Annotated in this window: 25 protein-coding genes; 12 read left to right on the top strand and 13 right to left on the bottom strand. The window is 72.9% G+C overall.

What is annotated here, in order from left to right:
* The first annotated feature begins 49 nt into the window (after nt 1-49).
* The 3 genes from HHX33_RS15410 to HHX33_RS15400 all read left to right on the top strand — a co-directional run bounded on the left by HHX33_RS15410 (nt 50) and on the right by HHX33_RS15400 (nt 3,234).
* The gene (locus HHX33_RS15410; protein ID WP_182875201.1) at nt 50-1,465 is read left to right on the top strand and encodes a PQQ-dependent sugar dehydrogenase; all 1,416 of its coding nucleotides are present in this window, start codon (nt 50-52) and stop codon (nt 1,463-1,465) included.
* A gap of 337 nt (nt 1,466-1,802) precedes the next feature.
* Entirely contained in the window at nt 1,803-2,591 is a 789-nt protein-coding gene (locus HHX33_RS15405; protein WP_182875200.1) for an ion transporter, read from the top strand.
* Nucleotides 2,592-2,637: 46 nt separating this feature from the next.
* Nucleotides 2,638-3,234: an HD domain-containing protein gene (locus tag HHX33_RS15400; RefSeq protein ID WP_182875199.1), complete on the top strand. Its 597-nt coding sequence runs from the start codon at nt 2,638-2,640 to the stop codon at nt 3,232-3,234.
* Nucleotides 3,235-3,263: 29 nt separating this feature from the next.
* On the opposite strand, the gene HHX33_RS15395 is transcribed toward HHX33_RS15400, so the two are convergent.
* Nucleotides 3,264-4,226 carry a zinc-binding dehydrogenase gene (locus HHX33_RS15395; RefSeq protein WP_182875198.1) on the bottom strand — a complete coding sequence of 321 codons (963 nt, stop codon included), beginning with the start codon at nt 4,224-4,226 and terminating at the stop codon, nt 3,264-3,266.
* A 126-nt stretch (nt 4,227-4,352) separates the two neighbouring features.
* On the opposite strand from HHX33_RS15395, the gene HHX33_RS15390 reads away from it, so the two are divergent.
* Nucleotides 4,353-4,949, top strand: coding sequence for a helix-turn-helix domain-containing protein (locus HHX33_RS15390; RefSeq protein ID WP_310741389.1), 597 nt, complete (start codon nt 4,353-4,355; stop codon nt 4,947-4,949).
* A 50-nt stretch (nt 4,950-4,999) separates the two neighbouring features.
* Here the strand turns inward: HHX33_RS15390 and HHX33_RS15385 are convergent, their stop codons facing one another.
* The 5 genes from HHX33_RS15385 to HHX33_RS36050 all read right to left on the bottom strand — a co-directional run bounded on the left by HHX33_RS15385 (nt 5,000) and on the right by HHX33_RS36050 (nt 10,409).
* Entirely contained in the window at nt 5,000-5,566 is a 567-nt protein-coding gene (locus tag HHX33_RS15385; protein WP_182875196.1) for an AAA family ATPase, read from the bottom strand.
* Nucleotides 5,563-5,835 carry a hypothetical protein gene (locus HHX33_RS15380; RefSeq protein ID WP_307801173.1) on the bottom strand — a complete coding sequence of 91 codons (273 nt, stop codon included), beginning with the start codon at nt 5,833-5,835 and terminating at the stop codon, nt 5,563-5,565. Before HHX33_RS15380 ends, HHX33_RS15385 begins: the two co-directional genes overlap by 4 nt.
* Nucleotides 5,836-5,892: 57 nt before the next feature.
* Nucleotides 5,893-7,254 carry a S8 family peptidase gene (locus HHX33_RS15375; protein ID WP_182875195.1) on the bottom strand — a complete coding sequence of 454 codons (1,362 nt, stop codon included), beginning with the start codon at nt 7,252-7,254 and terminating at the stop codon, nt 5,893-5,895.
* A 102-nt stretch (nt 7,255-7,356) separates the two neighbouring features.
* Nucleotides 7,357-8,988, bottom strand: a complete 1,632-nt coding sequence (locus HHX33_RS37215; RefSeq protein ID WP_182875194.1) for an LCP family protein — start codon at nt 8,986-8,988, stop codon at nt 7,357-7,359.
* Between the two features lie 473 nt (nt 8,989-9,461).
* On the bottom strand, nt 9,462-10,409 hold the full coding sequence (locus HHX33_RS36050; protein ID WP_310741388.1) for a neutral zinc metallopeptidase: 948 nt from the start codon (nt 10,407-10,409) through the stop codon (nt 9,462-9,464).
* A 1,225-nt stretch (nt 10,410-11,634) separates the two neighbouring features.
* Between HHX33_RS36050 and HHX33_RS15360 the strand changes: the two genes are divergently transcribed.
* Both HHX33_RS15360 and folP read left to right on the top strand, forming a co-directional pair.
* A complete protein-coding gene (locus HHX33_RS15360) occupies nt 11,635-12,504 on the top strand; it encodes a LysR family transcriptional regulator (protein WP_111697233.1) in 870 nt (289 codons plus the stop codon).
* Between the two features lie 120 nt (nt 12,505-12,624).
* Nucleotides 12,625-13,506 carry a dihydropteroate synthase gene (gene folP / locus HHX33_RS15355; RefSeq protein ID WP_182875192.1) on the top strand — a complete coding sequence of 294 codons (882 nt, stop codon included), beginning with the start codon at nt 12,625-12,627 and terminating at the stop codon, nt 13,504-13,506.
* A 48-nt stretch (nt 13,507-13,554) separates the two neighbouring features.
* Here the strand turns inward: folP and HHX33_RS15350 are convergent, their stop codons facing one another.
* Genes HHX33_RS15350 through HHX33_RS15340 form a run of 3 tightly spaced genes read right to left on the bottom strand, consistent with a single transcriptional unit; the run spans nt 13,555 to nt 17,257 of the window.
* Nucleotides 13,555-15,024 (bottom strand): pyridoxal phosphate-dependent decarboxylase family protein, encoded by a 1,470-nt coding sequence (locus HHX33_RS15350; RefSeq protein ID WP_182875191.1) that lies wholly within the window; start codon nt 15,022-15,024, stop codon nt 13,555-13,557.
* Between the two features lie 20 nt (nt 15,025-15,044).
* Nucleotides 15,045-16,580: an ATP-binding protein gene (locus HHX33_RS15345; RefSeq protein ID WP_310741387.1), complete on the bottom strand. Its 1,536-nt coding sequence runs from the start codon at nt 16,578-16,580 to the stop codon at nt 15,045-15,047.
* Between the two features lie 2 nt (nt 16,581-16,582).
* Nucleotides 16,583-17,257, bottom strand: coding sequence for a response regulator transcription factor (locus HHX33_RS15340; protein ID WP_111697230.1), 675 nt, complete (start codon nt 17,255-17,257; stop codon nt 16,583-16,585).
* 135 nt (nt 17,258-17,392) lie between these two features.
* On the opposite strand from HHX33_RS15340, the gene HHX33_RS15335 reads away from it, so the two are divergent.
* The 3 genes from HHX33_RS15335 to HHX33_RS15325 are packed head-to-tail and all read left to right on the top strand — an operon-like array spanning nt 17,393 to nt 20,479.
* Entirely contained in the window at nt 17,393-18,535 is a 1,143-nt protein-coding gene (locus HHX33_RS15335) for a LolA family protein (protein ID WP_182875190.1), read from the top strand.
* On the top strand, nt 18,532-19,536 hold the full coding sequence (locus HHX33_RS15330; RefSeq protein ID WP_310741386.1) for an ABC transporter ATP-binding protein: 1,005 nt from the start codon (nt 18,532-18,534) through the stop codon (nt 19,534-19,536). The genes HHX33_RS15335 and HHX33_RS15330 overlap by 4 nt, the downstream gene beginning before the upstream one ends.
* A complete protein-coding gene (locus HHX33_RS15325) occupies nt 19,523-20,479 on the top strand; it encodes an ABC transporter permease subunit (protein ID WP_259402502.1) in 957 nt (318 codons plus the stop codon). The genes HHX33_RS15330 and HHX33_RS15325 overlap by 14 nt, the downstream gene beginning before the upstream one ends.
* On the opposite strand, the gene HHX33_RS15320 is transcribed toward HHX33_RS15325, so the two are convergent.
* Nucleotides 20,416-21,438 (bottom strand): helix-turn-helix domain-containing protein, encoded by a 1,023-nt coding sequence (locus HHX33_RS15320; RefSeq protein WP_182875189.1) that lies wholly within the window; start codon nt 21,436-21,438, stop codon nt 20,416-20,418. The two genes, HHX33_RS15325 and HHX33_RS15320, sit on opposite strands and share 64 nt — an antisense overlap.
* Nucleotides 21,439-21,547: 109 nt before the next feature.
* Between HHX33_RS15320 and HHX33_RS15315 the strand changes: the two genes are divergently transcribed.
* Nucleotides 21,548-22,576 (top strand): saccharopine dehydrogenase family protein, encoded by a 1,029-nt coding sequence (locus tag HHX33_RS15315; RefSeq protein WP_182875188.1) that lies wholly within the window; start codon nt 21,548-21,550, stop codon nt 22,574-22,576.
* A 103-nt stretch (nt 22,577-22,679) separates the two neighbouring features.
* Nucleotides 22,680-23,150, top strand: coding sequence for a hypothetical protein (locus HHX33_RS15310; protein ID WP_111701258.1), 471 nt, complete (start codon nt 22,680-22,682; stop codon nt 23,148-23,150).
* On the opposite strand, the gene HHX33_RS15305 is transcribed toward HHX33_RS15310, so the two are convergent.
* From HHX33_RS15305 to HHX33_RS15295, 3 genes are read right to left on the bottom strand one after another with little or no spacing between them, the layout of a single operon-like run.
* A complete protein-coding gene (locus HHX33_RS15305) occupies nt 23,080-23,880 on the bottom strand; it encodes an ABC transporter ATP-binding protein (protein ID WP_182875187.1) in 801 nt (266 codons plus the stop codon). The two genes, HHX33_RS15310 and HHX33_RS15305, sit on opposite strands and share 71 nt — an antisense overlap.
* Nucleotides 23,881-23,901: 21 nt before the next feature.
* The gene (locus HHX33_RS15300) at nt 23,902-24,690 is read right to left on the bottom strand and encodes an ABC transporter permease (RefSeq protein WP_111701221.1); all 789 of its coding nucleotides are present in this window, start codon (nt 24,688-24,690) and stop codon (nt 23,902-23,904) included.
* Between the two features lie 6 nt (nt 24,691-24,696).
* Nucleotides 24,697-25,491 (bottom strand): ABC transporter permease, encoded by a 795-nt coding sequence (locus HHX33_RS15295; protein WP_182875186.1) that lies wholly within the window; start codon nt 25,489-25,491, stop codon nt 24,697-24,699.
* 234 nt (nt 25,492-25,725) lie between these two features.
* Here HHX33_RS15295 and HHX33_RS15290 point away from each other — a divergent pair, with 234 nt between their 5' ends.
* Nucleotides 25,726-26,709 carry an alpha/beta hydrolase gene (locus HHX33_RS15290; protein WP_182875185.1) on the top strand — a complete coding sequence of 328 codons (984 nt, stop codon included), beginning with the start codon at nt 25,726-25,728 and terminating at the stop codon, nt 26,707-26,709.
* Nucleotides 26,710-26,712 lie beyond the last annotated feature (3 nt).

Genomic DNA, 26,712 nt, shown 5'->3' with positions numbered 1-26,712 from the left:
CGGGCCGTACGTCCTCGCCGATCTCTCCGCCGTCGCCGGGAGGTGCGAGATGTCCCCGGAGGTGAGGCGCCGCCGGTTGGCGCGGATCGCGGTCCGCGCCCTCCTCGCGCTGGTCCTGCTCGCCGTCCTCGCGACGGTGGGGGTCTTCGCCGCCGTCGGACGGGGCGGCCCGTCTCAGACGGAGGCGCGCCTCGGGGCGGATCCCCGGCTCGAGGAGCCGGACACGTTCCCCGTCCCTAAGGTCGAGGCGCCCGACGTCGTGGGCTGGCCCGCCGGCGTGACGCCCACCGCGCCCGAGGGTTTCACCGTCACCCGGTTCGCGGGCGGGCTGGACCACCCCCGCTGGCTCTACCTGCTTCCCGGCGGCGACGTGCTCGTCGCCGAATCCGCCACCTCGCCGAAGCCCGCCGAGTCGATCGTGATGGGCGTGCTGTCCTGGCTGCGCCGCAACGACGGCGCGACGCGGCAACGGAGCGCGAACCGGATCACCTTGCTGCGGGACACCGACGGCGACGGCGTCGCAGATTTCCGCGGCACGTTCCTGGATCACCTCAACCAGCCGTTCGGCATGGCCCTGCTGAGGGCGGTGCCGCCGTACGCCGTCGAACCTGACGCTCCGCCGGGCACCGAGGCCGTGTTCTACGTCGCAAACACCGACGGCGTGTGGCGCTTCCCGTACAGGCTCGGCGACACCCGGGTCACCGCTCCGGGAGAGAAGATCCTCGATCTGCCGGCCGGCGGATACAACAACCACTGGACCCGCAACCTGTTCGCCGCCGCAGACGGCTCCAAGCTCTACGTCACGGTCGGGTCGGGGAGCAACGCGGGCGAACACGGCCTGGAGGCCGAGCGCGGGCGCGCCGCCGTGCTCCAGGTCGATCCCGGCGGAGGCGGCGCACGCGTCTACGCGTCCGGGATCAGGAACCCCAACGGTCTCGGCCTCGAACCGGCCACCGGCACGCTCTGGGCGGTCGTCAACGAACGCGACGTCCTCGGCGACGACGTGTCCCCCGACTACCTGACGAGAGTCCGCGACGGCGACTTCTACGGCTGGCCGTGGAGCTACTGGGGTCACCACGTCGACGACCGGGTCACGCCCGCGCGCCCTGACCTGGTCGCCAGGGCGTCGCGACCGGACTACTCACTGGGTGCCCATACCGCTCCCCTGGGGCTCGCCTTCTCCACGGGCACCTCGTTTCCCCCGGCCTACCGGGGCGGCGCTTTCATCGGTGAGCACGGGTCCTGGAACCGCGGAGACCCCGTCGGATACAAGGTCGTCTACGTGCCGTTCGCCCATGGCATGCCCAGCGGCAGGCCGCGGGACTTCCTCACCGGCTTCAAGCCCGGCCCCGGCGACAGCACGACCTATGGACGCCCCGTCGGAGTCGCCCTCGACAAGGCGGGAGGCCTCCTGGTCGCCGACGACGCGGGCGACACCGTCTGGCGCGTCGCCCCGCGCAGGTGACAAGCTCCGATGAGCCGTCGCCTGGTTCCACGGCCGCCTGTGCCGGACCGGCGGCGGGTCGGTGAGGGACCGCGTCGATCGCCGGGGCGGCGCACGCGCCGAGGGGTGGCACGGCCGCCAGGAGCAGGGCTCCGCGACGGGTCATCCGTCTCCGTCCTCTCCGTCCACCATGCGTGGACGTGACCTTCATCGTGGCCGCCGAGCTCTTCCGTACGCCGGCACCGGCACCGGCACGCGACCACGAGAGCGTCCCGGCCCGGGCGTGCCGCGCGGAGACGGAGATGTCGGCCGGTGGCACTAGGCTCTGTGGCGATCTTCCCTCCCCCAGGAGTCCTTCGTGCGTGAACGTGTCCGCCGGGTGATCGAGTCGCCGCGGTTCCAGCAGGCGATCACCGTGGTGATCCTGATCAACGCGGCCACGCTGGGCGTCGAGACCTCTGCCGAGGCGGTCGCCCGCTACGGCACTGTGCTGCACGTCGCCGACCACGCCGCGCTCTACGTCTTCGTCGCGGAGATCCTCGCCAAGGCCTACGTCTACCGGTGGCGCTTCCTCCGCGACCCCTGGAACGTCTTCGACACGCTGATCATCGGCGTCTCGTTCCTTCCCACCGCGGGCGGGCTGTCGGTGCTCCGGGCCCTGCGCGTGCTGCGGGCGCTGCGGCTGATCTCGGTGGTGCCGTCACTGCGGCGGGTGGTCTCCGCGCTGCTCACCGCCATCCCCGGGATGACCTCGATCGTGGTCCTGCTCGGCCTCGTGCTGTACGTCGCCGCGGTCATGGGCACCAAGCTGTACGGCGCCTCCGCACCCGAATACTTCGGCGACCTGCCGACCTCGCTGTTCACCCTGTTCCAGGTCATGACCGGGGACGGCTGGTCGGACATCAACCGCGAGGTCATGGACACCCACCCCTCGGCCTGGGTCTACTTCGTCGTGTTCGTGCTGGTCTGCACCTTCGTTGTGCTCAACCTCTTCATCGCGGTCGTGGTCAGCGCGATGGAGGAGGAGAGCCAGGAGGAACGCCGAGCCGAGCGCCGGGAGGACGTCGAGGTGCTGGCCGAGATGGCCGCCCTGCGCGCGGAGATCCAGGGCCTGCGTCAGGCCATCACCGACCGCGTCCCCTCCTGAGGAGGGGTCTCAGGGGCCCATGATCGTCGGTTGCCGGACTCCGCGCATGCGGCTTCCGACGGACGCCGAGATCCGTGCGCTGCACGAGAGACACGCGCCCTCGGAGGAGGCGTTCGACCTCGTCCACACGCACTGCGAGATCGTCTGCGCGATCGCCCTGCGACTGGCCGGCCGCGCCGGGCTCGACGTCGACGCCGAGCTGGTGCGGGCCGGAAGCCTCCTACATGACATCGGCGTCTACCGGCTCTACGACGAGGACGGACGGCTCGACCACGCGGGTTACGTGCGCCACGGGCTCCTCGGTCACGAACTGCTCCGCGCGGAGGGCCTGCCCGAGAGCCTGTGCCGGTTCTGCTCCCACCACACCGGTGTGGGGATCAGCCGGGAGGACGTGCTGCGACAGGGGCTGCCGCTGCCGCCCCGCGACTACCTCGCGGAGTCGGCCGAGGAGGAGCTCGTGATGTTCGCGGACAAGTTCCACAGCAAGACCGACCCGCCGAGATTCGTCACCGCCGACGCCTACGCGGCCCATGTCCGCCGGTACGGCGAGGACAAGGCCGAGGTGTTCGCGTCGATGCGCGCGGTCTTCGGCGTCCCCGACCTGGGGCCCCTCGCCGCCGCGTACGGCCACGAGATCGTGTGACCTGCGACGCGAGGACTTCACGGTGAGGACTACGGGGTGAGGACGATCCTGCCGAACACCTCGCCGGCGTCCATCTTGTAGTGCGCCGACACGGCCTGTTCCAGCGGCAGCACCTCGTGCACCACCGTGCGCAGCTCGCCGCGGCTCGCGGCGGCGAACTGCCCGGTCCGCACGGCCCGCCGGTCGGGTGCGGCCACGATGTCTGCGCTGAAGGTGGCGAAGGACGTCGACTTCCGGAACGCCGCCATCAGCGTCGTGCCGAAGTCCGCGGGCGGCTGCCCTCCGACGGTGCCGACGACGACCATGCGGCCGTTCGGGTTGAGCATGGCGAGGAAGGAGGGCAGGTCAGGGCCGGCCACGACGTCGATGACGACGTCGTGGCCGGCGGGAGCGTGCCGGCCGCCGTCGCCGGAGCGGTCCAGCACGTGGGTCGCGCCGAGCGCGCGCAGGCGCTCGCCGCGCTGGAGCGACGAGGTCGTGACCGCCACCGCGCCGGCGCCGCCGCGCGCCGCGAGCTGGACCGTCGCGATCCCGATGCTGCCGGCCGCGCCGCGCACCAGCACCGACTCGCCGGGCGCGAAGCGGGCATGGGAGAGGCCGAAGTGGGCCACCACTCCGGAGCTGCCGAGCGTCACCGCGTCGACGGCGGACAGGCCGGCGGGGAGGGGGACGATCTCCTCGACCGAGGCGATCGCCTGCTCGGCGTAGCCGCCGCCCAGCCCGGTGAACGCCCACACCCGCCGGCCGATCCACGAGGTGTCGACGTCGTCGCCCACGGCGATCACGGTGCCCGCCACCTCGCTGCCGGGGATGTGGCCCTTCTCGAAGCCGTAGGCGGCCAGGGCGCCACTCCGGATCATGGCGTCGACGCCGCCGACGCCGATCGCCTCCGTGGCGATCAGCACCTGCCCGGCGGCGGGAGCCGGGGCCGTCCGGTCGATGAGCGCCAGGCCTTCTGGACTTCCGAACTCCCGGATCGCGACTGCCAACACTGTCGTCTCCACCTTCTGGGATGGGCCGGTACCGGCCGGATGCTGGGAATGCTCCACGACGCGCGGCGGCGTCCGTGCTCTCGGACCGTAACGGACGCCACCGTCCACTTGACTAAAGTGAGAGCGGTGACCGACCCTCCGCCTCACATCCTGCGTTCCGACGCCCTGGACAACCGTGAGCGCATCCTCGGCGCGGCTCGCGCGCTGTTCGCCGCAGAAGGCCTGGACGTCCCGATGCGGGAGATCGCCCGGCGCGCCGGAGTCGGCCCCGCCACCCTGTATCGCCGTTTCCCGACGAAGCAGGCGCTGGTCACCGAGGCGTTCGAGGACGAGATGCGCGCCTGCCACGCCATCGTCGACGAGGGGAGTGCCGACCCGGACGCGTGGCGCGGCTTCCGCCTCGTCGTCGAGAGGATCTGTGACCTGCACGCACGCAACCGAGGCTTCACGGACGCCTTCATGGCGGCCTATCCCGGTCAGGTGGATCTCGCGGCGGGCCGTGAACGCACGCTGAACGCGATCGCCGGACTCGCCCGCCGCGCCAAGAAGACCGGTCACCTGCGCGCCGACTTCGTCCTGGACGACCTGATCCTCATGCTCTCCGCCCACCGGGGCATCCACGCGACGTCGGAGGCCGTCCGGATCGCGGCGTCCAGGCGCTTCGCCGCGCTCGTGATCCAGGCGTTCCAAGCCGTCCCTGGAACGATCACCGCCGACACGTGACGCACCGCCGGCACCCGGGAGCGTCGCTCGGGAACGGGTGAGGACGCCGCTTACCCTCTCACCAGGAGCCGGTCGATCTGGGCCTCCAGCGGGGGCGCGCCGAGGCGGTTGTCGATCTCGTCGTACGGCACGGCGGGCGGTTCGTCGACCCGGATGGCACGCAGGTAGTCGGCGAACCTCTCCAGCTTCCGCCCGTCCCTGGCGAGGCCCCGGCGCACCAGCCGTTCGCGCAGCGTGGGGCCGTCGGAGCGGATCCAGAGAAGGCGCACCTCCGGGCCGCCCAGGGCCTCCACCCACGCGTGCCAGTGCGCCGTGTCGTGCACCTGGGAGGTGAACGGGCCGCCCAGCATGACCGGGCAGCCGTGGGACCGGATCTCCCGGGCGGTCGCCGTCATCCCGTCGTACTCGAACCGCTTGACGTGCTCGTCGTACCACGGCCCTTCGCGCTCGCCCGGCGGCCTGCCGTACGCGGCGAGGGTCGCCCCGACGAAGCCGCCGTACATCGTGTCCTTGTCGAGCAGGGCGGGGACCGGGTCGAGGCGGGCCAGCAGCAGATCGCAGACCGTCGACTTGCCCGCCCCCGGCGGCCCCGACACGATCCAGACGGTGCCGGTCATCGCGGCGGGCCGTACGGCTCGATCGGCGGATCGGAGTACGGCCCGCCGTCCGCACGTGGACGGTCCCCGCCGCGCGGTCCGGCGCCGGTGTCGCCCACGCGCCGTCCCGCGCTCTCCGTCACCCGCAGGACGTACAGGTTCCTGCGGGGGTCGACCGGCACCAGCCCGTACGCGGTGTCGACCTCGTCCTCGGCGAGGTCGAGATGCCGCATGGCCGACTCCAGGGTCGCGGGTGCGGGCAGTCGCACGGTGATCAGCACATCGGCCACGGGTCCGCCTTCCCCTGTCGTTTACGACGCCGCCCGGCCGGGACCACGCGGCGGCTCTCAGGCGGCCTTGGCCGCCCGGCGGCGCAGCGCGGCGATGACGCCGGCGGCGTCGACCACGCCGTACCCGTAGTCGTGGTCATACCCTACGGCACTGCGGTCGTCGGCCGTCCGCCGCAGCAGGGTCCTGAGCTGGGCCGGTGAGAGCGTGGACGACGGCCACCGGGTGCGGACGGCGGCGACCAGCCCCGCCGCGACGGGGCAGGCCGCCGAGGTGCCGGAGTCGGGCTCGGTGTCGCCGAGCGCGCGGGAACCGGTGAAGTGGGTGTAGGCGCACAGATCCGGCTTGCGCGCGGCCAGCCGCCCGGGGCCTTGGGAGGAGTAGCCGACGCGCGTCCCGCCCGTGTCGATCCCGCCGATGGACAGGGCGCGCGGGTGCGAGTTGGCCCCGACGATGGGCCGGTCCGGGTAGGCGCACCTGCTGTCGCGGCACTGCGTGCCGCAGTTGCCCGCGGCGAACAGGATGTCCGCCCCCGCCTCGGCCAGGCTGCCGACGATCAGGTTGAACGGATGGGCGGGGTTGTCGGAGTAGTTGCCGGGATGGCCGGGCGGGAAGTCCCAGCGCGGCGAGAACGATCCCCAGCTGTTGGTCACGACGAGCGCCCGGGACCCGGCCGGCTGGGCGTCGAGGACCTCGCGCAGGTGCGCGTACGCGGCGATCGCGTCGGACAGCAGGCCGTCGAGCGTCGAACCGCCCTGCCGCCGCGACAGCAGCACGGGCACGTCGACGAGAGACGCCTTCGGCGCGGCGATGAGCGCGTCGAAGGCGCACATCGAGCCGTGGTCGACCGCGAAGTCCCCCGGCGTTCCGGAGACGCTCTTGGGGTTCCAGCTGCGTTCGTGATCGACGGTGACCTCCCGGCCGCGCGCCGCGGAGACGTACGCCGCGTTGATGCCCGTGTCGATGACCGCGAGGGGGACGCCGGAGCCGTCCAGGCCCTCGGCCGCGAGATCGGGCAGGCACAGCAGCCGCTCGACGTCGTGCCAGTCGCCCACGGGAGGGTCGCCGGCGCAGGTGAGCGTGGTCTCGATGGCCGGGTCGGCGTACACCGCGACCACGTCGCGGCGGGTCGCGGGCAGCAGTGCGATCCTGCTGGTCAGCTCGTCGTCGGCGATCTCCCCGCGGACCACGACGGAGGCGTCCTGCGGCGCCATGGAGAAGATCAGGGGCTGGTTGAGCGACAGCGGGTCCCCGCCGGGGACCGCGGGCATCGGATGGGGCACGGCCACCGGGGCGTACGAGTGGTCGATGACGATCCCGGGCAGATCGTCGGCCACGTCGGAGGCCGAGGACGGGACCGACGGGTCGGCGACGGCGGCGACCACATCGGGGGACGGACGCAACTGGATGAGTACGCGCACGACGGTTCCACTTCGTGACGGGGTGGATACGTTACGTGACAACCCTGCTGCATACCGTCGGCGCCGTCCACGGCTTCGCGGGAAATCCTCAGCGGTGCGCGGTCAGAAGCCGCACAGCTCGGCGAGGGTCTTGGCGGCCTTGTCGTTCGGGGTGGGGGTCTTCCTGCCGCCCGCGTCGGCCACGATCGGCGTACGGGACGGGGACGGGGTGGACGAGGTGGCGGACGAGGGGGACGCGCCGGGCGAACCGGAGGTGGACGCGGAGGCCGTGCCGGAGGCGCCGGCGGTGACCATGGGGGAGGCCGTCGCCGCGATGGGAACCTGGTCGGCCATGGACTCGCGGATCGCCTTCTTCGTGAGCTCCCTGATCTTGTCCCAGTCCGGGTTGCCGGTGTGAATGAGCGGCGGCACGAACTGGAGGCTGGTGATCTTGGCGCTGCGCACCTTCATGCCGAGCGGCACGAGGTGCTCCAGCAGGTCGCGGGGGATGTCGGTGCGGAACATGTGGCGGGCCGCGGCGGCGATCCTGGTGAAGTTCGCGAGGACCTTGGACGGGGTCGCCTGCTGGGCGAGCGCGCCGATGACGCACCGCTGGCGGGACATCCGGGCGAAGTCGTCGCTGTCGACCCGGGAACGGCCGTACCAGAGCACCTCCTCGCCGCTCAGCCTCCGGTAGCCGGCCCTGATGGTCCCGGCCGTGCCGAAGTGGCCGCCCCACTTGATGTCCCGCTCGACCCGGATGTCGAGGCCGCCCAGGGCGTCGATCATGGCCGCGAAGCCGAACATGTCGACCATCGCGTAGTAGTCGATGTGCAGGCCGAGCGTGTAGCCGATGGCGTCCTTCAGCGCCTGCGCGCCCCGGTTCTTGCCCCCCATGACCTGCGGGTTGTTGTCGGCGTAGTACCAGACCGAGTTGAGCAGGCCCTCTCCTTCGATGTTGAAGCCGTCGGGGAACACCTTGTGCAGGGGACTGCTCGCGGGGAAGCGGACGTACTGCAGGTTGCGCGGCAGGCTGAACAGGACGGTGTTGCCGGTCGCGACGTTCACGCTCGCCACGGTCATCGAGTCGGTGCGCACCCCGACCCGGTTGCCCGCGGCGTCCCCGCCGACCAGCAGGAAGTTGACGCGCTTGCGGCCGTCCCAGGGGTCCTCGGCCCGGATGGGGGAGGGGGTCGTGCCCTCGACCGGGGCCATCACCGCGTCGAGGGTCTGGCTCGCGGTCCTGATGTAGCCCGCGGTGACCGCGAACGGCGCCATCACCGACACGCACAGCACGCCGGCGACGATCCCCGCCACCACCTGCCCGGTCTGCGACAGCCGCTGCGGGCGGAGCGCCACGAAGGACAGGACCACCAGCGCGAACCAGGCGAGCGCGCAGACGGCCGCGCCCACCATGATGGCCGTGAGCGTGCTGGGGCGCACCACCGCGCCCGCGTTCCCCACCAGCCGCCAGGCCACGACCGCCAGGGCGGCGAGGGCGGCGCCGAACGTCACGAGCAGGGCGATCCCGGTCCGGCGCCTGCCCGCCCGCAGGTGGGCCGCGCCGGGTACGAAGGCCGAGAGCGCGGTCCAGCCGATGAGGGAGGCGGGGGTCAGCGGCGGCCCGAAGCGCGGCGCTCCGCCGCGCGGCCTCGGGGCCGGGTGGGAACCGCCCGGGGCTCCGTAGGGTCGGGGAGCCTTGGGCTCTGCCGGGGCCTGAGGGTTTCCGGAGGGCTCGTCCCGGGTCCCTGGCACCGTGTCGTCCCGGGACTCCGCCCGGGCCGCCTGGGAGCCTGACGGAGGGCCCGGCGGGGAGCCAGGGAAGGCCTCGTTCCTGAGTCTTCTCGGGATGGTCGCGTCGTGGAGATCCTCATGCGCTGCCCCAGGGGAGCCGTGAGGGGCTTCGCCGGGTGCCGCCGAGGGGCCGGGAGTGGCAGAGGAGCCGGAGGCCTCGGCACGCGCTCGCGAGGGGCCGGGGGAGCCCTCGCGCGGTCGCGACGAGCCGGTGGCCTCGTCGCGTGAAGGCGGCGGGCCGGGAGTTTTGCCGCGCTCCCCGTTCCCGCCACGCTGACCTTCGCGCCGACGCTTCCGGGAACCCCCGGCCGCGTCAGCGGGACCCCCGCCGCGCATGGCTCACCGCTCTTTCCTCCGTGGCTTGGCTAGGGATTCTAACCACCATATCCGGACAAGGTAGACGTAAACCTGGAGATAGGAGTCGGGGTCGACCGTCAGGAGACGGACGCGGAGCCGACTACCCAGGTATTGCACTGGTAGGCCATCGGCCGGGTGTAGCCCTGACGGAACCAGGCGGCGTTGCTGCGCGTGTTCCCGTGGTCGCGCGGCCCTCCCGGCGGGTCGCCCAGATGGCTGTAGGCCCACAGGAGCGTGTTGCGCCGGGTGCCGTCGATGGGATAGGTCGCGGCGACCGACCGCATGAACATGCCGCCGAAACAGGTCGCCTGCAGTTCGTGCCGCCGGCTGAGGGCCATCTTGCCGCTGCGGGAGCTTGAGTTGACCGTCTGCTGCCACCAGGAGTCGGAGATGCCCGACACGTTCTGGAGGTGATGTCCGTACTCGTGGGCCATCATGCTGATGATGATCCCGTTCCAGGAGCCGAGCGGGCCGTACTCCCGGGCCATCGCCGAGGTGGACGCGTAGATCGTGCTGTTGCTCGGGCAGTAGTAGGGCACGTTGCTGCCCGGAGAGGGGTAGTCGCCGCAGGCGCCCCTGCCCTTTCGGGCCGCGATCATGTAATGCGGGGGAGTCCAGGGGATGCCCGCCCGGGTGAGTGCCGGCGCCCAGGCGTTGCCCATGCACCTTCCCGTCTTCAGGATCAGGGCCTTGAACTGGGCGTGGTTGTAGATGCTGGCGTTCCCGGCCGGGCAGTTCGTCCTGGCCGGCGAACCGGCGCGGTAGAGACTGTTGCTCTTGGCCGTACGGTTCAGCGTGGGCGTCGTCGGACGCCTCGTGGCCTGGGACGTCGGCCTGGCGGAGGGCCTGGCCGGCGCCGCGGTGTCGTCCTCCCGGGGCTCCCGCGAAGGGAGCGGGGGAAGGCTGTAGGTGGGCAGCGCGATCGGGGAGACCGGGTCCTCGGCGCGCGAGACGCGCGCCATCGCGCTCGCGACCACGACCAGCACGAACACGAGCGCGAGCATGCCCATCAGCGCGACGATCACCGCTCCCCCGGACGACCGGCGACGGGGCGGACGCCACGCGGGCGGCGGGTAGGGGGCGGCGGGCCCACGCGGAGGCGGCGGAGGCTGCGGCGCCCGTTGCGGTCCCGGCGGAGGCGGGGGTGCCTGCTGAGGCGGAGCCGCCTGGAACGGCGCGTGCTGCGGCGCCCCCTGAAAGGGCGCTCCTTGGGGTGGTGCCCCTTGGAACGGTGCTCCTTGGGGTGGCGCCCCCTGGAAGGGCGCTTGCTGCGGCGGCGCCCCGTGGAACTGTTGTCCCTGCGGCGGTGCGGCCGGGAACGCCGCCGCCTGCGGTGGTCCCTGGAACGGCGCGCCCTCAGGTGCTGGGTAGGGCGCACCCTGAGGAGCCGGGTAGTAGGGCTGTCCCTGGGGCGGCGCTCCCTGGGGTAGGCCCTCTAAATGGTGGCCCGCGCTCTGCGGCGGTGACGGCGGCGGTGCTGCGGGGGATTGCGGATAGGACGGCATGGGGGGCGGGTTCCCATAGGGCTGCCGACCCTGACCGTAAGCGTGCGCGGCGGCCGGGTCCTGCCGATCCTGGCCGGGAGCGTGCGCGGCCGGGTCCTGTGGGTTCCGCCGAGGGGCGTACGCGGCCGGGTTCCGCGGAGGCGCCGGGAAAGAACCGTTCGGAGGAAACCCGCCGGAGGCCGGGGGCTGCGGAACGGGTGGATAGGGGGCGCCCTGGGGCGGGCCGCCGTATGGGGCGGCCTGCGGGTGACCGCCGTACGGGCCGGGCGGAGGATGGGCGCCCGGCGGATAGGCGACGCCCTGAAGCGGTCCGCCCTCCGGATAGGGAATGCCGTTGCCCTGTCCGCCTTCCGGATGCCGTCCGCTTTCCGGAAAGGGAATGCCATAGGGCTGTGGGCCGTCCCAATCACCCGTTCCGGTTGGCCCGGTCCAACCCCCGTTCGGGTAAGCCGCGCCGATTTGTGCCCCGGATTCCGGTCCGGGGGTCCAACCGGCCGATTCCTCCGGTTGCGACCCTGAAGGCGGGCCCGAAGGCGGCCCTGAATAGGGAGAAGACCCCCCGGGCGGCTGCTGGGGAGGGTACTGCTGCGCCACGACTTTGCCCCCTTCGTGGATTTGGGGCAGAAGGATACTCGTTTCTCATCCATCACGGATGTAGCAGATACCGGGCACAATCCGTAATCGGCCGACGTGATCTCTGCGATGTTCCGGAATCGCCGGGCTCGTCTGCCCTAGCGTTTTTGGCATGAATCTGCAGCAGCTCCGTTACGTGGTCGCCACTGCGGAGCACCGCACCATGACCGATGCCGCCCGATCGCTCTATATCGCGCAGCCCGCTCTGTCGCGCGCGATTCGCGACCTGGAACGTGAACTCGGAATGACGCTTTTCGCGCGTTCCGGCCGTGGGGTCGTCGTGACGGCCCAGGGCCGCCGGGTCGTGAAGCTGGCTCGCGAGGCCCTCGACGCGGTGGCCGAGATCGAGGCGTTCGCGACCCAGGGCCACTCCTCCGGGGCCGAGTTACGGATCGCGTCCACTCCGAGCCTGGAGCCCGGCCTCGCCGGGCGCCTATTGCCCGCGTACGCCGCCGAGCACCCCGGGATACGAGTGCAGATCGTGCGGTGCGAGGGCCGGGAGGCGGTGGTCAGCGCGGTCCGCGAACAGCGTGCCGACCTCGGCCTGACCGACCTTCCGGTGCCCACCGACCTGGTGAGCCATCCCCTGGAACGCCAGGAGATCGTGCTGATCTCCCCGCCCGGCCTCGACCTGCCCGATCCCCTCCCCGTGACGCGGCTGAACGGCATGCGGCTGGTGCTGCCCGCTCCCGGCAGCCCGCGCCGCAGGGAGTTCGACCAGATCTTCGCCACACACGGGGTTCGCCCGATCCCGGCCGTCGAGTCCGACGAACGCCGCGGCTGGCTCCGCGCCGTACGGGAGGGCCGGGCCTCGCTGCTGTGGTACCGGGGCATGGCCGAGCAGGCGGTCAGGGCCGGACTGGTGGTCCGCTCGCTCGACCCGTCGCTGCGTAAGATCATCGCGGTGGTGCACGCGCGGCGGCGGCTGCCCGCGATGGCGCAGGACTTCCTCGCCCTGGCCGAGGGCGGCTCGGCGGCGTGACCGCGCCTCTTCCTTTGTTTGGATCGTTCCACTCTTTCCGAACAGAGGGCGCGCGGACCGCGCCTCCGCCGCCCGGCGCCGGAGCGGAACCCGGGGAGCCGGTTTAGTAGGGTGACGGCGATGCCGAACTCGCCGAAACCCGCCGCGGTGCCCGGCCCGCCATCCGTACTGCGCCTGCGCGGCCGTGCCTTCGGTCCCGGCGACTTCGCGGTGATGGCCGTGGTCAACAGGACTCCCGACTCGTTCTACGACAGGGGGTCGACCTACGCCTTCTCCGCCGCCGTGGACGCCGCCTCCCGCCTCATCGCGGACGGGGCGGACATCGTGGACATCGGCGGCGTCAAGGCGGGTCCCGGCACGGACGTCGACCCGGCCGAGGAGATCCGCCGGGTGGCCGACGTCGTCGCGGCGGTACGCGAGCGGCACCCCGAAGTGATCATCAGCGTCGACACCTGGCGGTCGGAGGTCGCCAAGGTCGTCGCGGAGGCGGGGGCCGACCTGCTCAACGACACCTGGGGCGGCGTGGACCCCGGCCTCGCGGAGGTCGCGGCGGCGTACGGCGTCGGCCTGGTGTGCGCGCACGCCGGGCGGGTGGAGCCGCGCACCCGGCCGCACCGCATCGCGTACGGCGACGTGGTGGCCGACGTGATCGCCTACACGACGGCTCTCGCGGAGCGGGCGGTCGCGGCGGGGGTCCGCCGCGACGCGATCCTCATCGACCCCGCCCACGACTTCGGCAAGAACACCTGGCACTCGCTGGAGGTCAGCAGGCGGCTCGGCGAGATGACCGCCACGGGCTGGCCGGTGCTCGTCGCCGTCTCCAACAAGGACTTCGTGGGCGAGGCGCTGGGCGGGCTCCCGGTCGGGGAACGGCACGCCGGCACCCTGGCGACACTCGCGGTCTCCGCGCTGCAGGGCGCGCGGGTCTTCCGGGTCCACGACGCGGCGAGCGCGCGTACGGCTCTCGCCGTGGTCCGCCGCCTCGCCGCCGCCCGTTCCTGAGCCGCCCGCTCCGCGTCGCTCAGCCCTGAAGGGGCCCGGCGACTCCGATCACGCGGGCGGGGAGTAGGTCACGGACAGGAAGCGGAGGAGGATCGCCTCACGGGTCGCCGCAGGCAAGGCGTCGAGAATCGCGTTCACCACCGCCATCTCGGGCGCCGTCGCGGGCGCCGTCCCGGGCTGCGCCGCCGGGCCGTCCCCGGCCGGCAGGCCGAGGGCGATCCCCGCCGACGCGGCCAGCTCGGCGAACGTGGCGTCGTCCAGCGCGTCGAGATCGAGGGACGCGATGAGCTCGGGCAGGCCCTCGGGCACCTCGGCGGGCCCGCGCCGCCGGGCCGCCTCGGCCGCCTCCTCGATCACTTCCAGCATCGCGTCCACCCCCGCCAGCGTCACGCCGGTGACCGTGATGTGGATGTTGGCCGGGATCCCGGCGTACGACAGTTGCGGCTGGAGGAACCAGCCCCGCCTGCGCGCCTCGTCGGCGAGCACGAACACGTCCACCTCCGGCGACCCGGCGATCGCGACCAGCGCGGCCTCCGGCTCGCCCAGCACCCGCAGGCCGGGGATCTTCCGCACGCCCTCGGCCAGCCGCCGGGTCGCCTCCAGCGTCCGGCGGCCCAGCTCCCGGTAGCCCTCCCGGCCGAGGGCCTCCAGGGTGGCCCAGGCCCCGCCGAGCGGCCCGGCGGAGCGCGAGCTCTGCACGGTCGCGTTGACGATCGTGTATCCGGGCCAGGCCGCCGAGGCGAAGTAGGCCCGGCGGCGTAGCTCCGCGTCGCGGAAGAGCAGCACCGACGCCCCCTTCGGCGCGTACCCGAACTTGTGCAGGTCGCAGGAGATCGAGGTGACGCCGGGCACGGCCAGGTCGAACGGCGGGATGGCGGCCCCCGCCTCGCGCAGCCACGGCAGCAGCCACCCGCCCACGCAGGCGTCCACGTGGCACAGCACGCCGCGCGAGGCGGCCAGCGCGGCGATCTCGCCGACGGGATCGACCACTCCCTGGGGGTAGGACGGCGCCGAGACCACGGCCAGCGCCGTGCGCTCGTCCAGCGCGTCCCCGAACGCCGGGACGGAGGCGCGGTAGGTGACCGGATCCACCGGGACCGGCACGATCTCCATGCCGAGGTAGTGCGCGGCCTTGTGGAACGCGGGGTGGGCGGTCACGGGCAGCACGACCCGGGTGGCGCCGGGGCGGGCGTCCCGGGCCGCCTTCACCGCCAGCATGATCGACTCGGTGCCGCCGCTGGTGAAGATCCCGGGCGCGCCGGGCCGTCCGAGCGTCTCGGCGACCGTCCCGACCACCTGCCGCTCCAGCGCGACCATGCTGGGGAAGGCCGTCGGGTCGAGCATGTTGACCTCGAGCATCTCCGCGTACGCCCGGTGCGCCGCCTCGTGCACCTCGGGCAGGCCGGTGTCGTAGACGTAGGCCGTCACCTTGCCGCCGCGGACCGGCAGGTCGGCGGCCCTGAGCGAGCTGAGTTCGGCGAGCAGTTCGGCGGCGGGCCTGCCGTGGTCGGGAAGCATCGGTCTCCTATCGGGCGGTCTCAACGTGCCAGGGGGAGCCGCACGACGGCACGCAGTCCGGGGGAGGCGTCCTCCAGGTGGACCGTACCGCCGTGGGCCTCGACCGTGGTGCGCACGATCGCGAGACCGAGCCCCGCGCCGCCGTCGTCGCGGCTGCGCGCGTCGTCGAGCCGGGTGAACCGGTCGAACACCCGATCCCGGTCCTCGGGCGGGATGCCCGGCCCGTCGTCGGTGACGGTCAGTTCGGCGACGCCGGCTCCTGCGGCTCCTCCGGTTCGCACGCCGAGCCGGACGGCCGAGGCCGCGTGGCGCAGCGCGTTGTCGACCAGGTTGGTGAGCACCCGCCGCAGGTCCAGCTCGTCGCCGAGCACCACGGGCGGCGAGCCGGGGGCGGCGTCGGAGCCGGGGCCGGATCCGAGGTCGAGATCGAGGCCGAGGTCGTACCGCTCGGCGGTGCGGCGGACCAGGACGCCGAGGTCGACCGGCTCCCGCCGGCTCAGCCGGCCCTCGTCGAGCCGCGCCAGGGCGAGCAGGTCCTCGGCGAGACGGGACAACCGGAGGGTGTCCTCCAGCACGCCCTCCGCCGTCTCGGTCCAGTCCTGCCCCTCCGGATGGCTGAGCGCCACCTCCAGCTGGAGCCGGATGCTCGCGAGCGGGCTGCGCAGCTCGTGCGCGGCGTCGGAGACCAGCGCCCGCTGTCGGGCCTCGGCCTCCTCCAGCCTTCCGAGCATGTCGTTGAGGGTCGTGGCGAGCGCGTGCACCTCGTCACGCGCCTCGGGCACCGGCAGCCGCCGCGATCGCGCCGTGCCGCCCACGGCGGCGGCGCCCCGCCGCAGCAGCGCGATCGGCCGCAGCGTGCGCCCGATGACCAGCCACGAGGCCGCCGCGAGCAGCGCGAGCAGGAGCGGCATCCCGGCCAGCAGCACGTGCCCGGTGGTCACCAGGCTGCTCTCCACCTCGGTGAACGACCGCGCCACGATCACCGTGACGCCGTGGTCCGCGCTGAGCACCCGCACCCGCAGCGGTCCCGGCAGCGCGTACGGCCGGCCGTTCACGAACTGGGGGGCGCCGGTGCGCGCGGCCGACTCCCGCGCCCGCGCCGGCAGCAGCGGGACCAGGCGGTCGGTGTCGGACGTGGCGTCGACGATCCGCCCGTCCGGGCCGAGCACCTGGACGATCGTGTTGTTCACCGAGGTCACCGGGTCGGGCAGCCGGCCGGCGTCGGACAACGCGACGATCTCGCGGCCTCGCTGGTAGACCTGGTCGTCGATGTTCCGGATCAGGGACTCGCCGAGCACCACGACGAACACGTACGCCGACACGGCGAGGGCGAGCGCCAGCACGGCGGTCGCGGTGGCGGTGAGCCGGAACCGCAGGCTCCGCCGCCGCCACCACACGACCGGGCCGCCCGTCCGCCCCGGTTCCCCGGGCCGAGCGGGCTCCGGTGCCGCCGGCCGCGCGGGGTCTGATTGCCCGCGCCGCGCGGGCCTGGTGGCGGCCGGCGTCGCCGCGGCGGACGGGCCGGGTGCGAGCGGGTGCGCGGGCGGATCGGGCACGGTCAGCCTCCGTCGCCGGAGAGCCGGTATCCGGCCCCCCGCACCGTCCGCAGGGCGGCGCGGCCGAAGGGCGCGTCGATCTTCCTGCGGAGATAGCCGACGTACACCTCGACCACGTTCGGATCGGTGTCGTAGGTGTCCCACACGTGCTCCAGGATCTCCGGCTTCGACACCACCTCGCCCGGCCGCCGCATCAGGTACTCCAGCAGGGCGAACTCCCGGGGCGTCAGTTCGATCGGGGTGTCTCCCCGGGTGACCAGCCGGACCGCGGGGTCGAGGGACAGGTCGCCCGCGCGCAGCACCGCGGGCCTGCGTCCGCCGCCGCGGCGCAGCAGCGCCCGGATGCGGGCGACCAGCACCACGTAGGAGAACGGCTTGGTGAGGTAGTCGTCGGCGCCGAGGTCGAGCCCGTCGGCCATGTCGTACTCGCCGTCCTTGGCCGACAGCATGAGGATCGGCACCCAGTTCTCCTCCGCGCGCAACTGCTTGCACACGTTGTAGCCGGACAGGCCCGGCAGCATGATGTCGAGCACGACCGCGTCGTAGTCGCCGGCGCGGGCGAGGTGCAGGCCCTCGTTCCCGTCGTGCGCCAGGTCGACGGCGAACCCCTCCGCCTGCAGCCCGCGGCGCAGCGCCTCCGCCATCCGCCGCTCGTCCTCCACCACCAGAACCCGCATTGCCCCATAGTGGACCATTTCGCCGATGGCGCGGAGCGGCGCCTGAGAGGGCTCTCAGCCGGTCTCAGCGTCGGCTCAGGAGTGGTCCGGCAGTCTCGGGTTGTCAGGTTTTCCGCCCATAGTTGGAGATGTGAGATGGCGAAGAAAGCTCGTGTCGTGAGGTGGGGGATTCCGGTGGCGGCGGCGGCCGTGGTGGCCGCGGCCGTGGGGGCCGGCCCGGTGATCGCGTCGGTGGGCGGCGAGCCGTCCCTGCCCGACAGGACGGCGGAGCAGCTGCTGGCCGATGTGGCGCGCACCTGGCAGCACGGCCCGATGCCGCAGATGTCCGGCACGATCGTCGAGACCGCGTCGCTCGGCCTGCCCTCGCTGCCCGGCCTGTCCGGGCCGGGGCCGTCCGGGGCCTCGCCGGTGTCCCTGCTGTCCGGGTCGCACCAGCTCAAGATCTGGTACGCGGGGGAGAATCGGTTCCGCATCATGCTGCCGGGGGAGATGAGCGAGACCGACCTCATCGCCGACGGCGACAAGGTGTGGCTGTGGGACAGCGCGGCGAACAAGGCGACCCGCCTGACCGCCCCGGCCGCCCCCGGCGGGACGGCCACCCCCTTCCCGCTGCCGTCCCGCCCCGCGTCGCTGCCGGCGACGCCGGAGCAGGTCGCGCGGGAGGTGCTGAAGGCGGCCGGGACCGACACCGCGATCAGCGTCGGCGACGACGTCACGGTCGCCGGGCGGGGGGCCTACCAGCTCGTGCTGACCCCGAAGTCGTCCGACTCGCTGGTCAGGGACGTCCGGGTGGCCCTCGACGGTGAGACGCTGATGCCGCTGCGCGTCCAGCTGTACGCCAAGGGGGCCGCCGAGCCGGCGTTCGAGGTCGGTTTCGAGACGCTGTCCTTCACCAGCCCCGCCCCGGAGAACTTCGCCTTCACGCCCCCGCCGGGGGCGAAGGTCGAGCAGGGGGTGGACCTCCCCGCGGCGGGCCACCGCCCCGAGACGGCCCCCGGCGCGCACGACGGGACCCGCGTCGTCGGCTCGGGCTGGGACAGGGTGCTCGTCGCGCCGCTGCCCGCCGCCACCGACGAGAAGCGGGACGAGCGGAAGGGCGGCGGACCCGACGTGGCGGCGCTGCTCGGCGGCGTCCGCTCCGCGGCCACGCCGGTGAGCGGGGAGTGGGGCAGCGGCCGGCTGCTGCGCACCAAGGTCGTGTCGATCCTGCTCACCGACGACGGCCGGCTGCTGGCCGGCGCCGTGACGCCGGACGCCCTCTACCGGGCCGCCCGGTGACGGTGGGCACGCGCTCGGGGGCGTCGCGCAAGGACGCGGCGGCGCCCCCGCCCTCTCCGGAGGGCGGCGCGCACGCCGTCGTCACCACCGGTCTCACCAAACGCTTCCGGGGTGGTCAGCTCGCCGTCGACGGCGTCGGCCTGGCCGTGCCGCGGGGATCGGTCTACGGTTTCCTCGGCCCCAACGGCTCGGGCAAGACGACGACGATCCGCATGCTGCTCGGCCTGGTGACCCCGACGTCCGGCGCCTGGTCGTTGCTCGGGGCGCCCATGCCCGGCGGGCTGGCCCGCGCGCTGCCGAGGGTCGGCGCGCTGGTCGAGGGACCGGCCTTCTATCCGTACCTGTCCGGTGAGGCGAACCTGCGCCGCTTCGACGCGGCCGACCCCGGCGCCGACCCCCGTACGGCGCGGGCCAGGATCGGCGCCGCGCTGGAGCGGGTCGGGCTGACGGCGGCGGCCGGCAAGCGCTACCGCGCCTACTCCCTCGGGATGCGCCAGCGCCTGGCCATCGCCGCCGCGTTGCTGGGGCCGCGCGAGCTGCTGGTGCTCGACGAGCCGACCAACGGCCTCGACCCGCAGGGCACCCGCGAGGTCCGCACGCTGATCAGGGAGATCGCGGAGGACGGCACGACGGTCTTCGTCTCCTCCCACCTGCTGGGGGAGGTCGAGCAGATGTGCGGCCACGTGGGCGTCATGCGGGCCGGCCGGCTCGTCGCGCAGGGCCCGGTCGCCGCCCTACGTGAGGCGGGCGCGGCCCCGCGCCTGCGCGTGGAGACCCCGGACGTCGCCGTGGCGGCGGCCGCGCTGTCCCGGGCCGGGCTGGACGGTGTGCGCGCCGCGGACGGCGAGGTCACGGCGCACGCCGGGGAGGAGCCGCCCGAGCGGATCTGCGCGCTGCTCGTCGGCGAGGGCGTGGCGGTGCGGGGGTTCGGGGTGGTCCGTCCCACGCTGGAGGAGGTCTTCGTCGGGCTGACGGGGGAGGGGTTCGATGTCGAGGCATGAGACCGGGACAGCCGCGCCGGAGGCACGGCCGGGGGCGCGGCCGGTGGCGGAGGAGCGGGCGCCGCTCGACGAGGCCACGCCCGGCACCCCGGGCGGCGCGTCCGAAACGGGGGCCGCGCCGCGCCCGTCGTCCGTGCGGCACATGGCGCGGCTGCTCACCTCCGAGGCCGGGCTGACGTTCCGCCGGCCACGCAACCTGGCGATGCTCGGGGTGCTCGCGGTCGTGCCGGTGCTGATCGGCGTGGCGGTGCGCCTCGCGTCGGACGACACGGGCGGTTCGATCGTCGGCCAGATCGCGGGCAACGGGCTGATGCTGACGTTCGCCGCCTTCGCGATCATGCTGCCGATCGTGCTGCCGCTCACGGTGGCGGTCGTGGCGGGCGACGCCGTGGCGGGCGAGGCCGCCCAGGGGACGCTGCGTTACCTGCTCGTCGCCCCCGTGGGACGGGCCAGGCTGCTCGCGCTCAAGTACGCCAACGTGGTGGTCTTCTGCCTGGCCGCGTGCGCGCTGGTGGCGCTGTCGGCGCTGGCGGCGGGGCTGGTGCTGTTCCCGGCCGGGCCGGTGACGCTGCTGTCGGGCACGACGGTTTCGGCGTCCGCCGCCCTGCTGCGCATCGGGGTGGTCGTGCTGTACGCCGCCGCCGGGATGGCGGCCCTCGGCGCGGTCGCGCTCGCGGTCTCCACGCTGACCGAGGCGCCGATCGGGGCGGTGGCGGCGAGCGTCGTGACGGTGGTGGTCAGCCAGGTCCTGAGCGCGGTCCCGCAGCTCGCCGCCGTACGGCCGTTCCTGCTCACGACCTGGTGGGGCGCGTTCGACGGCGCCCTGCGGGCGCCGATGGACGTCGACCGGATGGGGCAGGGGCTGCTGGCGTTCGCCGCCTACGTCCTGGTGTTCGGCTCGGTCGCCTGGGCGCGCTTCACGAGCAAGGACGTCACCGCCTGACCGGTGGCCCCCGCGCGAGCGGTCGTAGGTGATCGGAAGGTACGGCGGTAGGCGTCCGGAGGCACGCCCACCGTGCGGTTGAAGTGCCGGCGCAGGGTCGTCGCGGTGCCCATGCCGGTGGCCGCCGCGATGGCGTCGACGGTCTCGTCCGTGGTCTCGAGCAACTCCTGGGCGTGGCGGATCCGCTGGGTCAGCAGCCAGCGCAGCGGGCTGGTGCCGGTCACCGACCTGAAGTGGCGGGCCAGATTGCGCGAGCTCATCCGCGCCTGGCGGGCCAGGTCCTCCACGGTCAGCGGCTGGTCCAGCCGTTCGATCACCCAGGGGAACAGCGCGGCGAGCGGGTGGTTGCCCGGGGCGGGCACCGGGGTGGTGACGAACTGGGCCTGGCCGCCGTCCCGGTGCGGGGGCACGACCAGGCGGCGGGCGACCGCGTTGGCGATCGACGAGCCGTGGTCGAGGCGGACGATGTGCAGGCACAGGTCCATGGCCGCGGCCTTGCCGGCGGAGGTGAGCACGCTGCCGTCGTCCACGTACAGGACGTCCGGGTCCACCCGCACCTTCGGGTAGCGGGCGGCCAGGTCGCCGGTGTGCGCCCAGTGCGTGGTCGCGCGCTTCCCGTCCAGCAGGCCGGCGGCAGCCAGCACGAACGCGCCCGTGCACAGGGAGGCCACGCGCGCGCCCGCCTCGTGGGCCGCGCGCACCGCGTCGACCAGAAAGGCGGGCGGCTCGACGTCGACGTCCGCCCACCCCGGGACGATCACGATGCCGGCGTGCCGGAGCCGGTCGAGACCGTGATCGGGTTCCAGCAGGAACCGCCCGGCCCGCACGGCGCCGGGCCCGCAGACGACGAGGCCGTACCAGGGATCGGCCAGGCCGGGGTCTGTTCCGAAGACCTCGTACGCCAGGGACAGCTCGAAGTGCAGCATCCCGTCGGTGACGGCCAGCGCGACAGTGATCACGTCCGAAATTGTACGGATAACGGCGTTCCGGACACTCACGGTGGCACGCCCGCGATCGTCAGGATGTTCCCGATGGATCGCAGCGGATCATGAAATAGAAGGAGCAGCCGTGGAGCCGGGACTCAGGGTGGCGGTGTTCGGCGCGTACGGGCACACCGGACGGTTCGTGGTGGCACACCTGCTTGAGCGCGGGTTCGTGCCGGTTCCGTCCGGGCGCGACGCCGGCAAGCTGACGAAGCTGGCATCCGAGTCCGGGCTGGAGACCCGTCAGGCGTCCGTCGACGACCCCGCCTCGCTCGACCGCGCGCTGGCCGGCGTGGCGGCGGTGATCAACTGTGCCGGTCCCTTCGCCACGACGTCCGCCCCCGTGATCGAGGCCGCACTGCGCGGGGGGATCCCGTACGTGGACGTGGCCGCCGAGATCGAGGCCAACGCCGACACCTTCCGGAACTTCACGGACCGCGCCCGCGCCGCGGGAGCGTTGATCGTCCCCGCGATGGCCTTCTACGGCGGCCTCGGCGACCTGCTGGCGACGGCCGCGATGGGCGACTGGAGCGCGGCCGACGAGGCGCACGTCGCGTACGGGCTGAGTGGCTGGCACCCGACCGCCGGGACACGTGCCGCGGGTGCGGTCTCCGAGCAGCGGCGGGCCGGCCGGCGCGTCCGTCACCGGAACGGCCGGCTGGAGTACCACGACGACGACCTGCCGACCCTGGAATGGCCCTTCCCCGGCCCGATGGGACCTCGAGCCGTCATCGGGGAGTTCACGATGGCCGACGTCGTCACCATCCCCAGCCACCTGTCCATCCCCGATGTGCGCACCTACATGACGGTGGAGGCGGCCAGGGACCTGTCGGCCCCGGAGACACCGGCGCCGGTTCCGGTGGACGAGCGTGGGCGGTCCGCGCAGACCTTCCTCGTCGACGTCGTCGTACGCTCCGGCGGGACCGAACGGCGCGCCGTGGCGAGCGGCCGGGACATCTACGCCGTCACCGCGCCGCTCGCGGTCGAGGCGGTCGGCCGCGTACTCACCGGACAGACCCGGGCCGTCGGCGTCGCCTCCGCCGGCGAGGTCTTCGACGCCCCCGATTTCCTGCGCGCGCTGTCCCCGCACATATCCCTGGAACCGCGTCCGTAGCGAGCAAATCGTCCGTGTCGGCATCATCGCCGTTCACAAGTGATGACCTTGACCGCTCTTTGTCGCTAGTGTTGCCGCGGACCTCTCACCCAAGGTGGTGTTCATGCGGCACTTCTTCGGGCTGCTCCTGGGCGTTGTCGTCGCGGCGGCTCTTCTCGTCGGTGGTGGATGGGCGTCTCAGGAGGCGGTGCGAGGGGCCGTGCAGAACGTGGACCCCGTCAGGGACACGCGGATGCTGATCGCCCTGGGTGTCATGGTCGTCGTCGGCCTGCTGCTCGGGCTGGTGCTGGTCACCCGCGTGTCGCCGCTGTCGACGTTCGTCCCGTCGATGGCGCTGCTGGCGTGGACCGTGGTCTACCTCCTCGACGTGTCGCGCGCCGCGAGCCTGGTGCCCACCGGGCCCTCGGTGCACGCGGAGCTGCTGCAGGCCGGTCGGGGCGCGCTCACGCTGCTGTCGACCGGCGTGTACGCCCTGCTCGGCATCGCGTTGTTCCTCCCGGTGCTCATGCCGTCCCGCTGGTCCCGCCCGGAACGGGAGGAAGAGGAGGAGTACGAGGAGACCCTCGGCTACTGAGGTAGAGGTCGGTCACCACTTCCTCGATGGACGTCCGGCCGGGGACCAGCGCCCGCAGGTCGTCGAGCGTGCCGTCGAAGGCCAGGCTGCCGTGGTCGATCAGCAGCACCCGCCGGCACAGCCGCTCCACGTCGCCGAGATCGTGCGTGGTCAGCAGCACCGTCGTCCCGTGCTCCGCGTTGCGGCGCCGCAGGAAGTCGCGCACCTCCGCCTTGCTGACGACGTCGAGCCCGATCGTCGGCTCGTCGAGCACCAGCACGGCGGGGTCGTGCAGCAGGGCGGCGGCGATGTCGCCGCGCATCCGCTGCCCCAGGCTCAGCTGACGCACCGGCGTCGTGAGGAAGCCGCCGAGATCCAGCAGGACGCAGAGCTCGTCCAGCCGGTCGCGGAACACCTTGCGATCTACTTTGTAAAGGAGCCGGTTCAGCTCCAGGCTGTCCCTCAGCGGCAGATCCCACCACAGCGTGGTCCGCTGGCCGAAGACGACCCCGATCCTGCGGGCGAGGGCCGTGCGGCGCCGGGCCGGGTCGAGGCCGTCCACCCTGATCCGGCCCGAGGTGGGGGCGAGGATCCCGGTCAGCATCTTGATCGTGGTGGACTTGCCCGCGCCGTTCGGGCCGAGGCAGGCGACGAACTCCCCGGGCGCGACGTGGAAGGACAGGTCCCGTACGGCGTGCACGACCCGGCGGCGCACCCGGAAGACCCGGCCGAGCTCCGCCGCGTCGATCACTGGTCCACCTCGGTCATCTGGTCAGCTCCCCGTTGATCGGTATCGGCGGATTCCCGCCCGCCAGGCGAGCGCGGCCACGGCGGCCAGCGCGAGCGCGGCGGCGGGGGACAGCAGGCCCGTCCAGGACGGCAGGCCGAGGGGGTCGGGCCGGTCGAGCACGTAGAGCCCCGGCCGCCAGTTGACGAACGCCAGCGGCAGCACGTACGTGAGGCCCTGCACGATGCGCGGGTCGTAGACGCTCAGCGGATACTGGTTGAGCATCGCCCCGCCGTAGGTGAACGCGTTGGCCACCTCGGGCGCGTCGGTGAGCAGGAACTGCAGCGCGCCGCCGAGGGTGAACATCGACGTGAAGATCACGATGCCTGAGACGACCATGACGGGCACCATCCAGGCCCTGCCGAGCGGTATGTCCAGCCGGGCCAGGGCGACGCCGAGCACCGCCGCCGCCATGACGACCCGGCCGATGCGGTGCGGCCCGAAACGGTCGGCGGCCACCTGCGCCCAGGTGGCGACCGGCCTGACCAGCATCACGTCGAGCGTCCCGGCCTTGATGTGCTGACTGATCCGGTCGACGTTGCCGAAGAGCATGTCGGAGGTCGCGAAGGCCAGTTCCGACGTGCCGTACAGGAACATGACCTCGGCCGGTCCGAACCCGGCCAGGGAGTCGGTGTTCGCGAAGATCACCCAGATCACGGCGATGTCGAGGCCGCCGATCACGAAGGCGCCCGCGGCCATGAGCGCGAACGAGACGCGGTACTGCGCGGCGGCGCGCGTCCAGGCCCAGACGAGCAGCGCGTACGTCCTGATCACCGGCGCTCACCCACCCTGGATCACGACCTTCCTGCGGGCGGCCCGCGTCAGCAGCGCCCCCAGTGCCAGCAGGACCGTCGCCCACAGTGCCTGGAAGGCCAGGGCGTGCACCGGCTCGGCCGTGCCGAGGTAGACGTCGGAGGGCGCCTGCGCCATCGCCGCCCACGGCAGGGCGCGGGTGAGCGAGCCGAACCATCCGGGAAAGATCGTCAGGGGCAGCATGAGCCCGCTGAAGAACGTTGTGAGCACCAGCGAGAGCGTGGCGAGACCACGGTCGTCCATGACCCAGCAGGACGCCAGCGCGACCAGGTAGCGCCACCCGAAGCTCACCACCACCCCGAGCGTGACGCTCGCGAGGAACGCGGCCGGGGCGCGCGGGGCGACGATGCCGAACAGCGCCGCGCCCGCGAGGGCGGGCGGGACGCTCCGGGCGAGGAAGAGGAACGCCGCCCGGCCCAGGTCCTCCGACAGGCACCACAGTTGCAGGGGCGCCGGCCGGACCAGGTCGAGCGCGACGTCGCCGCTGCGGATCCGCTGCGGCAGGTCGAGCCCGACGCCGAACAGCTGCATCGGGCCGATGCACGCCTGGGTGAGAAAGCAGAAGGTCACGGCGTCCGCGACGGAGTACCCCCCGAGGCCCGGCCGAGCCTGCCACAGCGCGATCAGCACGTACGCGCGCAGCACCCCGAAGACGGTGTTGGTGAACGCCCCGGCCAGGGCCGCCGGCCAGTAGGCGGCATGCCTGCGGAAGCCGTACCAGGCCAGCCGGGGATAGAGGGGAAGCGCCGCGCCGCTCGTCAAACTCGCCTCCACGCCGCGCGTTTTGCGAAAACTTTACCGGGAGTCCGCGATTCCCGTGGACTGAGGGCGTGAGCTGGGGCAGCGGACCGTTTTCGAGCCGTTGTCGGGATCTCCGCGTGGGGAACCCATGACCTGCGGATGTTACCTTGTCGTAACATTGTCGCAATGGGGATGAAACCTACCTAGCGGTAGAACAGATTGCCTAACTGGGAATATCCCTTTTAGGAGGCTTGCATGGTAGATGAGCTTAATGTTGATATTCGTCCGGAATATCCGGTCAGCTGGCAGGCGGCCGCGATCAACGGCGTGCTCCGCGGCACCATGAAGCCGATCTCGACCCTACTGGTCCGCAACACCACGGGGATGGCGGTGGCCAGCCGGCTGATGTGCCTCGGCGAGCGCGTTCCCGGCATCCTGCCCGGCCACGTGTCCGTCGTCCCCGACGGCTTCGGCTCGTGCACGGGCGAGTGGGTGCACGGCGGGCCGTACCTGGACGAGCGGAAGGTGGTGCTCTACTTCCACGGCGGGGCCTACTTCGTCTGCTCCCCGGCCACCCACCGGCCGATCACCTGGCGGCTGTCGGCCGCCGCGGGCAGCCCGGTCTTCTCCCTCGACTACCGCCAGGGGCCCGTCCACACCCTCTCCGAGTCACTGGCCGACGCGCTCCAGGCGTACGAGTGCCTGCTGGACCTCGGGTACGCCGCCAAGGACATCCTGCTGGCCGGGGACTCCGCAGGGGGCCACCTCACCCTGGCCACCCTGCTGGCCCTCCGCGACCGGGGCATGCCCCTGCCCGCCGCCGGCGTCTGCCTCTCCCCCTGGACCGACCTCAGCGAGAGCCGCCGCCGCGTCAACGTCTGGTCCGACCCCATGCTCCCCGCGGGCCGCGTCGACTGGCTGGCCCGCCGCTGGACCGACGGCCTCGACTGCCGCGACCCCCTCGTGTCCCCCGTGTACGGCGACTACACCGGGATTCCCCCGCTGATGATCGTCACGGGCTCCACCGAGGTCCTGCGCGACGAGGCCCGCCGCGTCGCCCTCAGCGCCCGGGAGAACGGCGTGCAGGTCACCTACGAGGAGTGGACCCGCATGCCGCACATCTTCCCCCTCCTCGCCGACGTCCTCCCCGAGGGCCGCCTGTTCTTCGAGCACGTCTCCCGCTTCCTCGACGCCGTCCGCGACCACCACGCCACCACCGCCGCCCCCGAGGCCGCCTGACCC

Origin of the sequence: Microbispora sp. H10670, from assembly GCF_014161385.1 — a bacterium.
Taxonomy (GTDB): Bacteria; Actinomycetota; Actinomycetes; order Streptosporangiales; family Streptosporangiaceae; genus Microbispora; species Microbispora triticiradicis.
The sequence above is the reverse complement of the archived record's forward strand: the minus strand, read 5'-3'. Positions and strand labels throughout refer to the sequence as shown.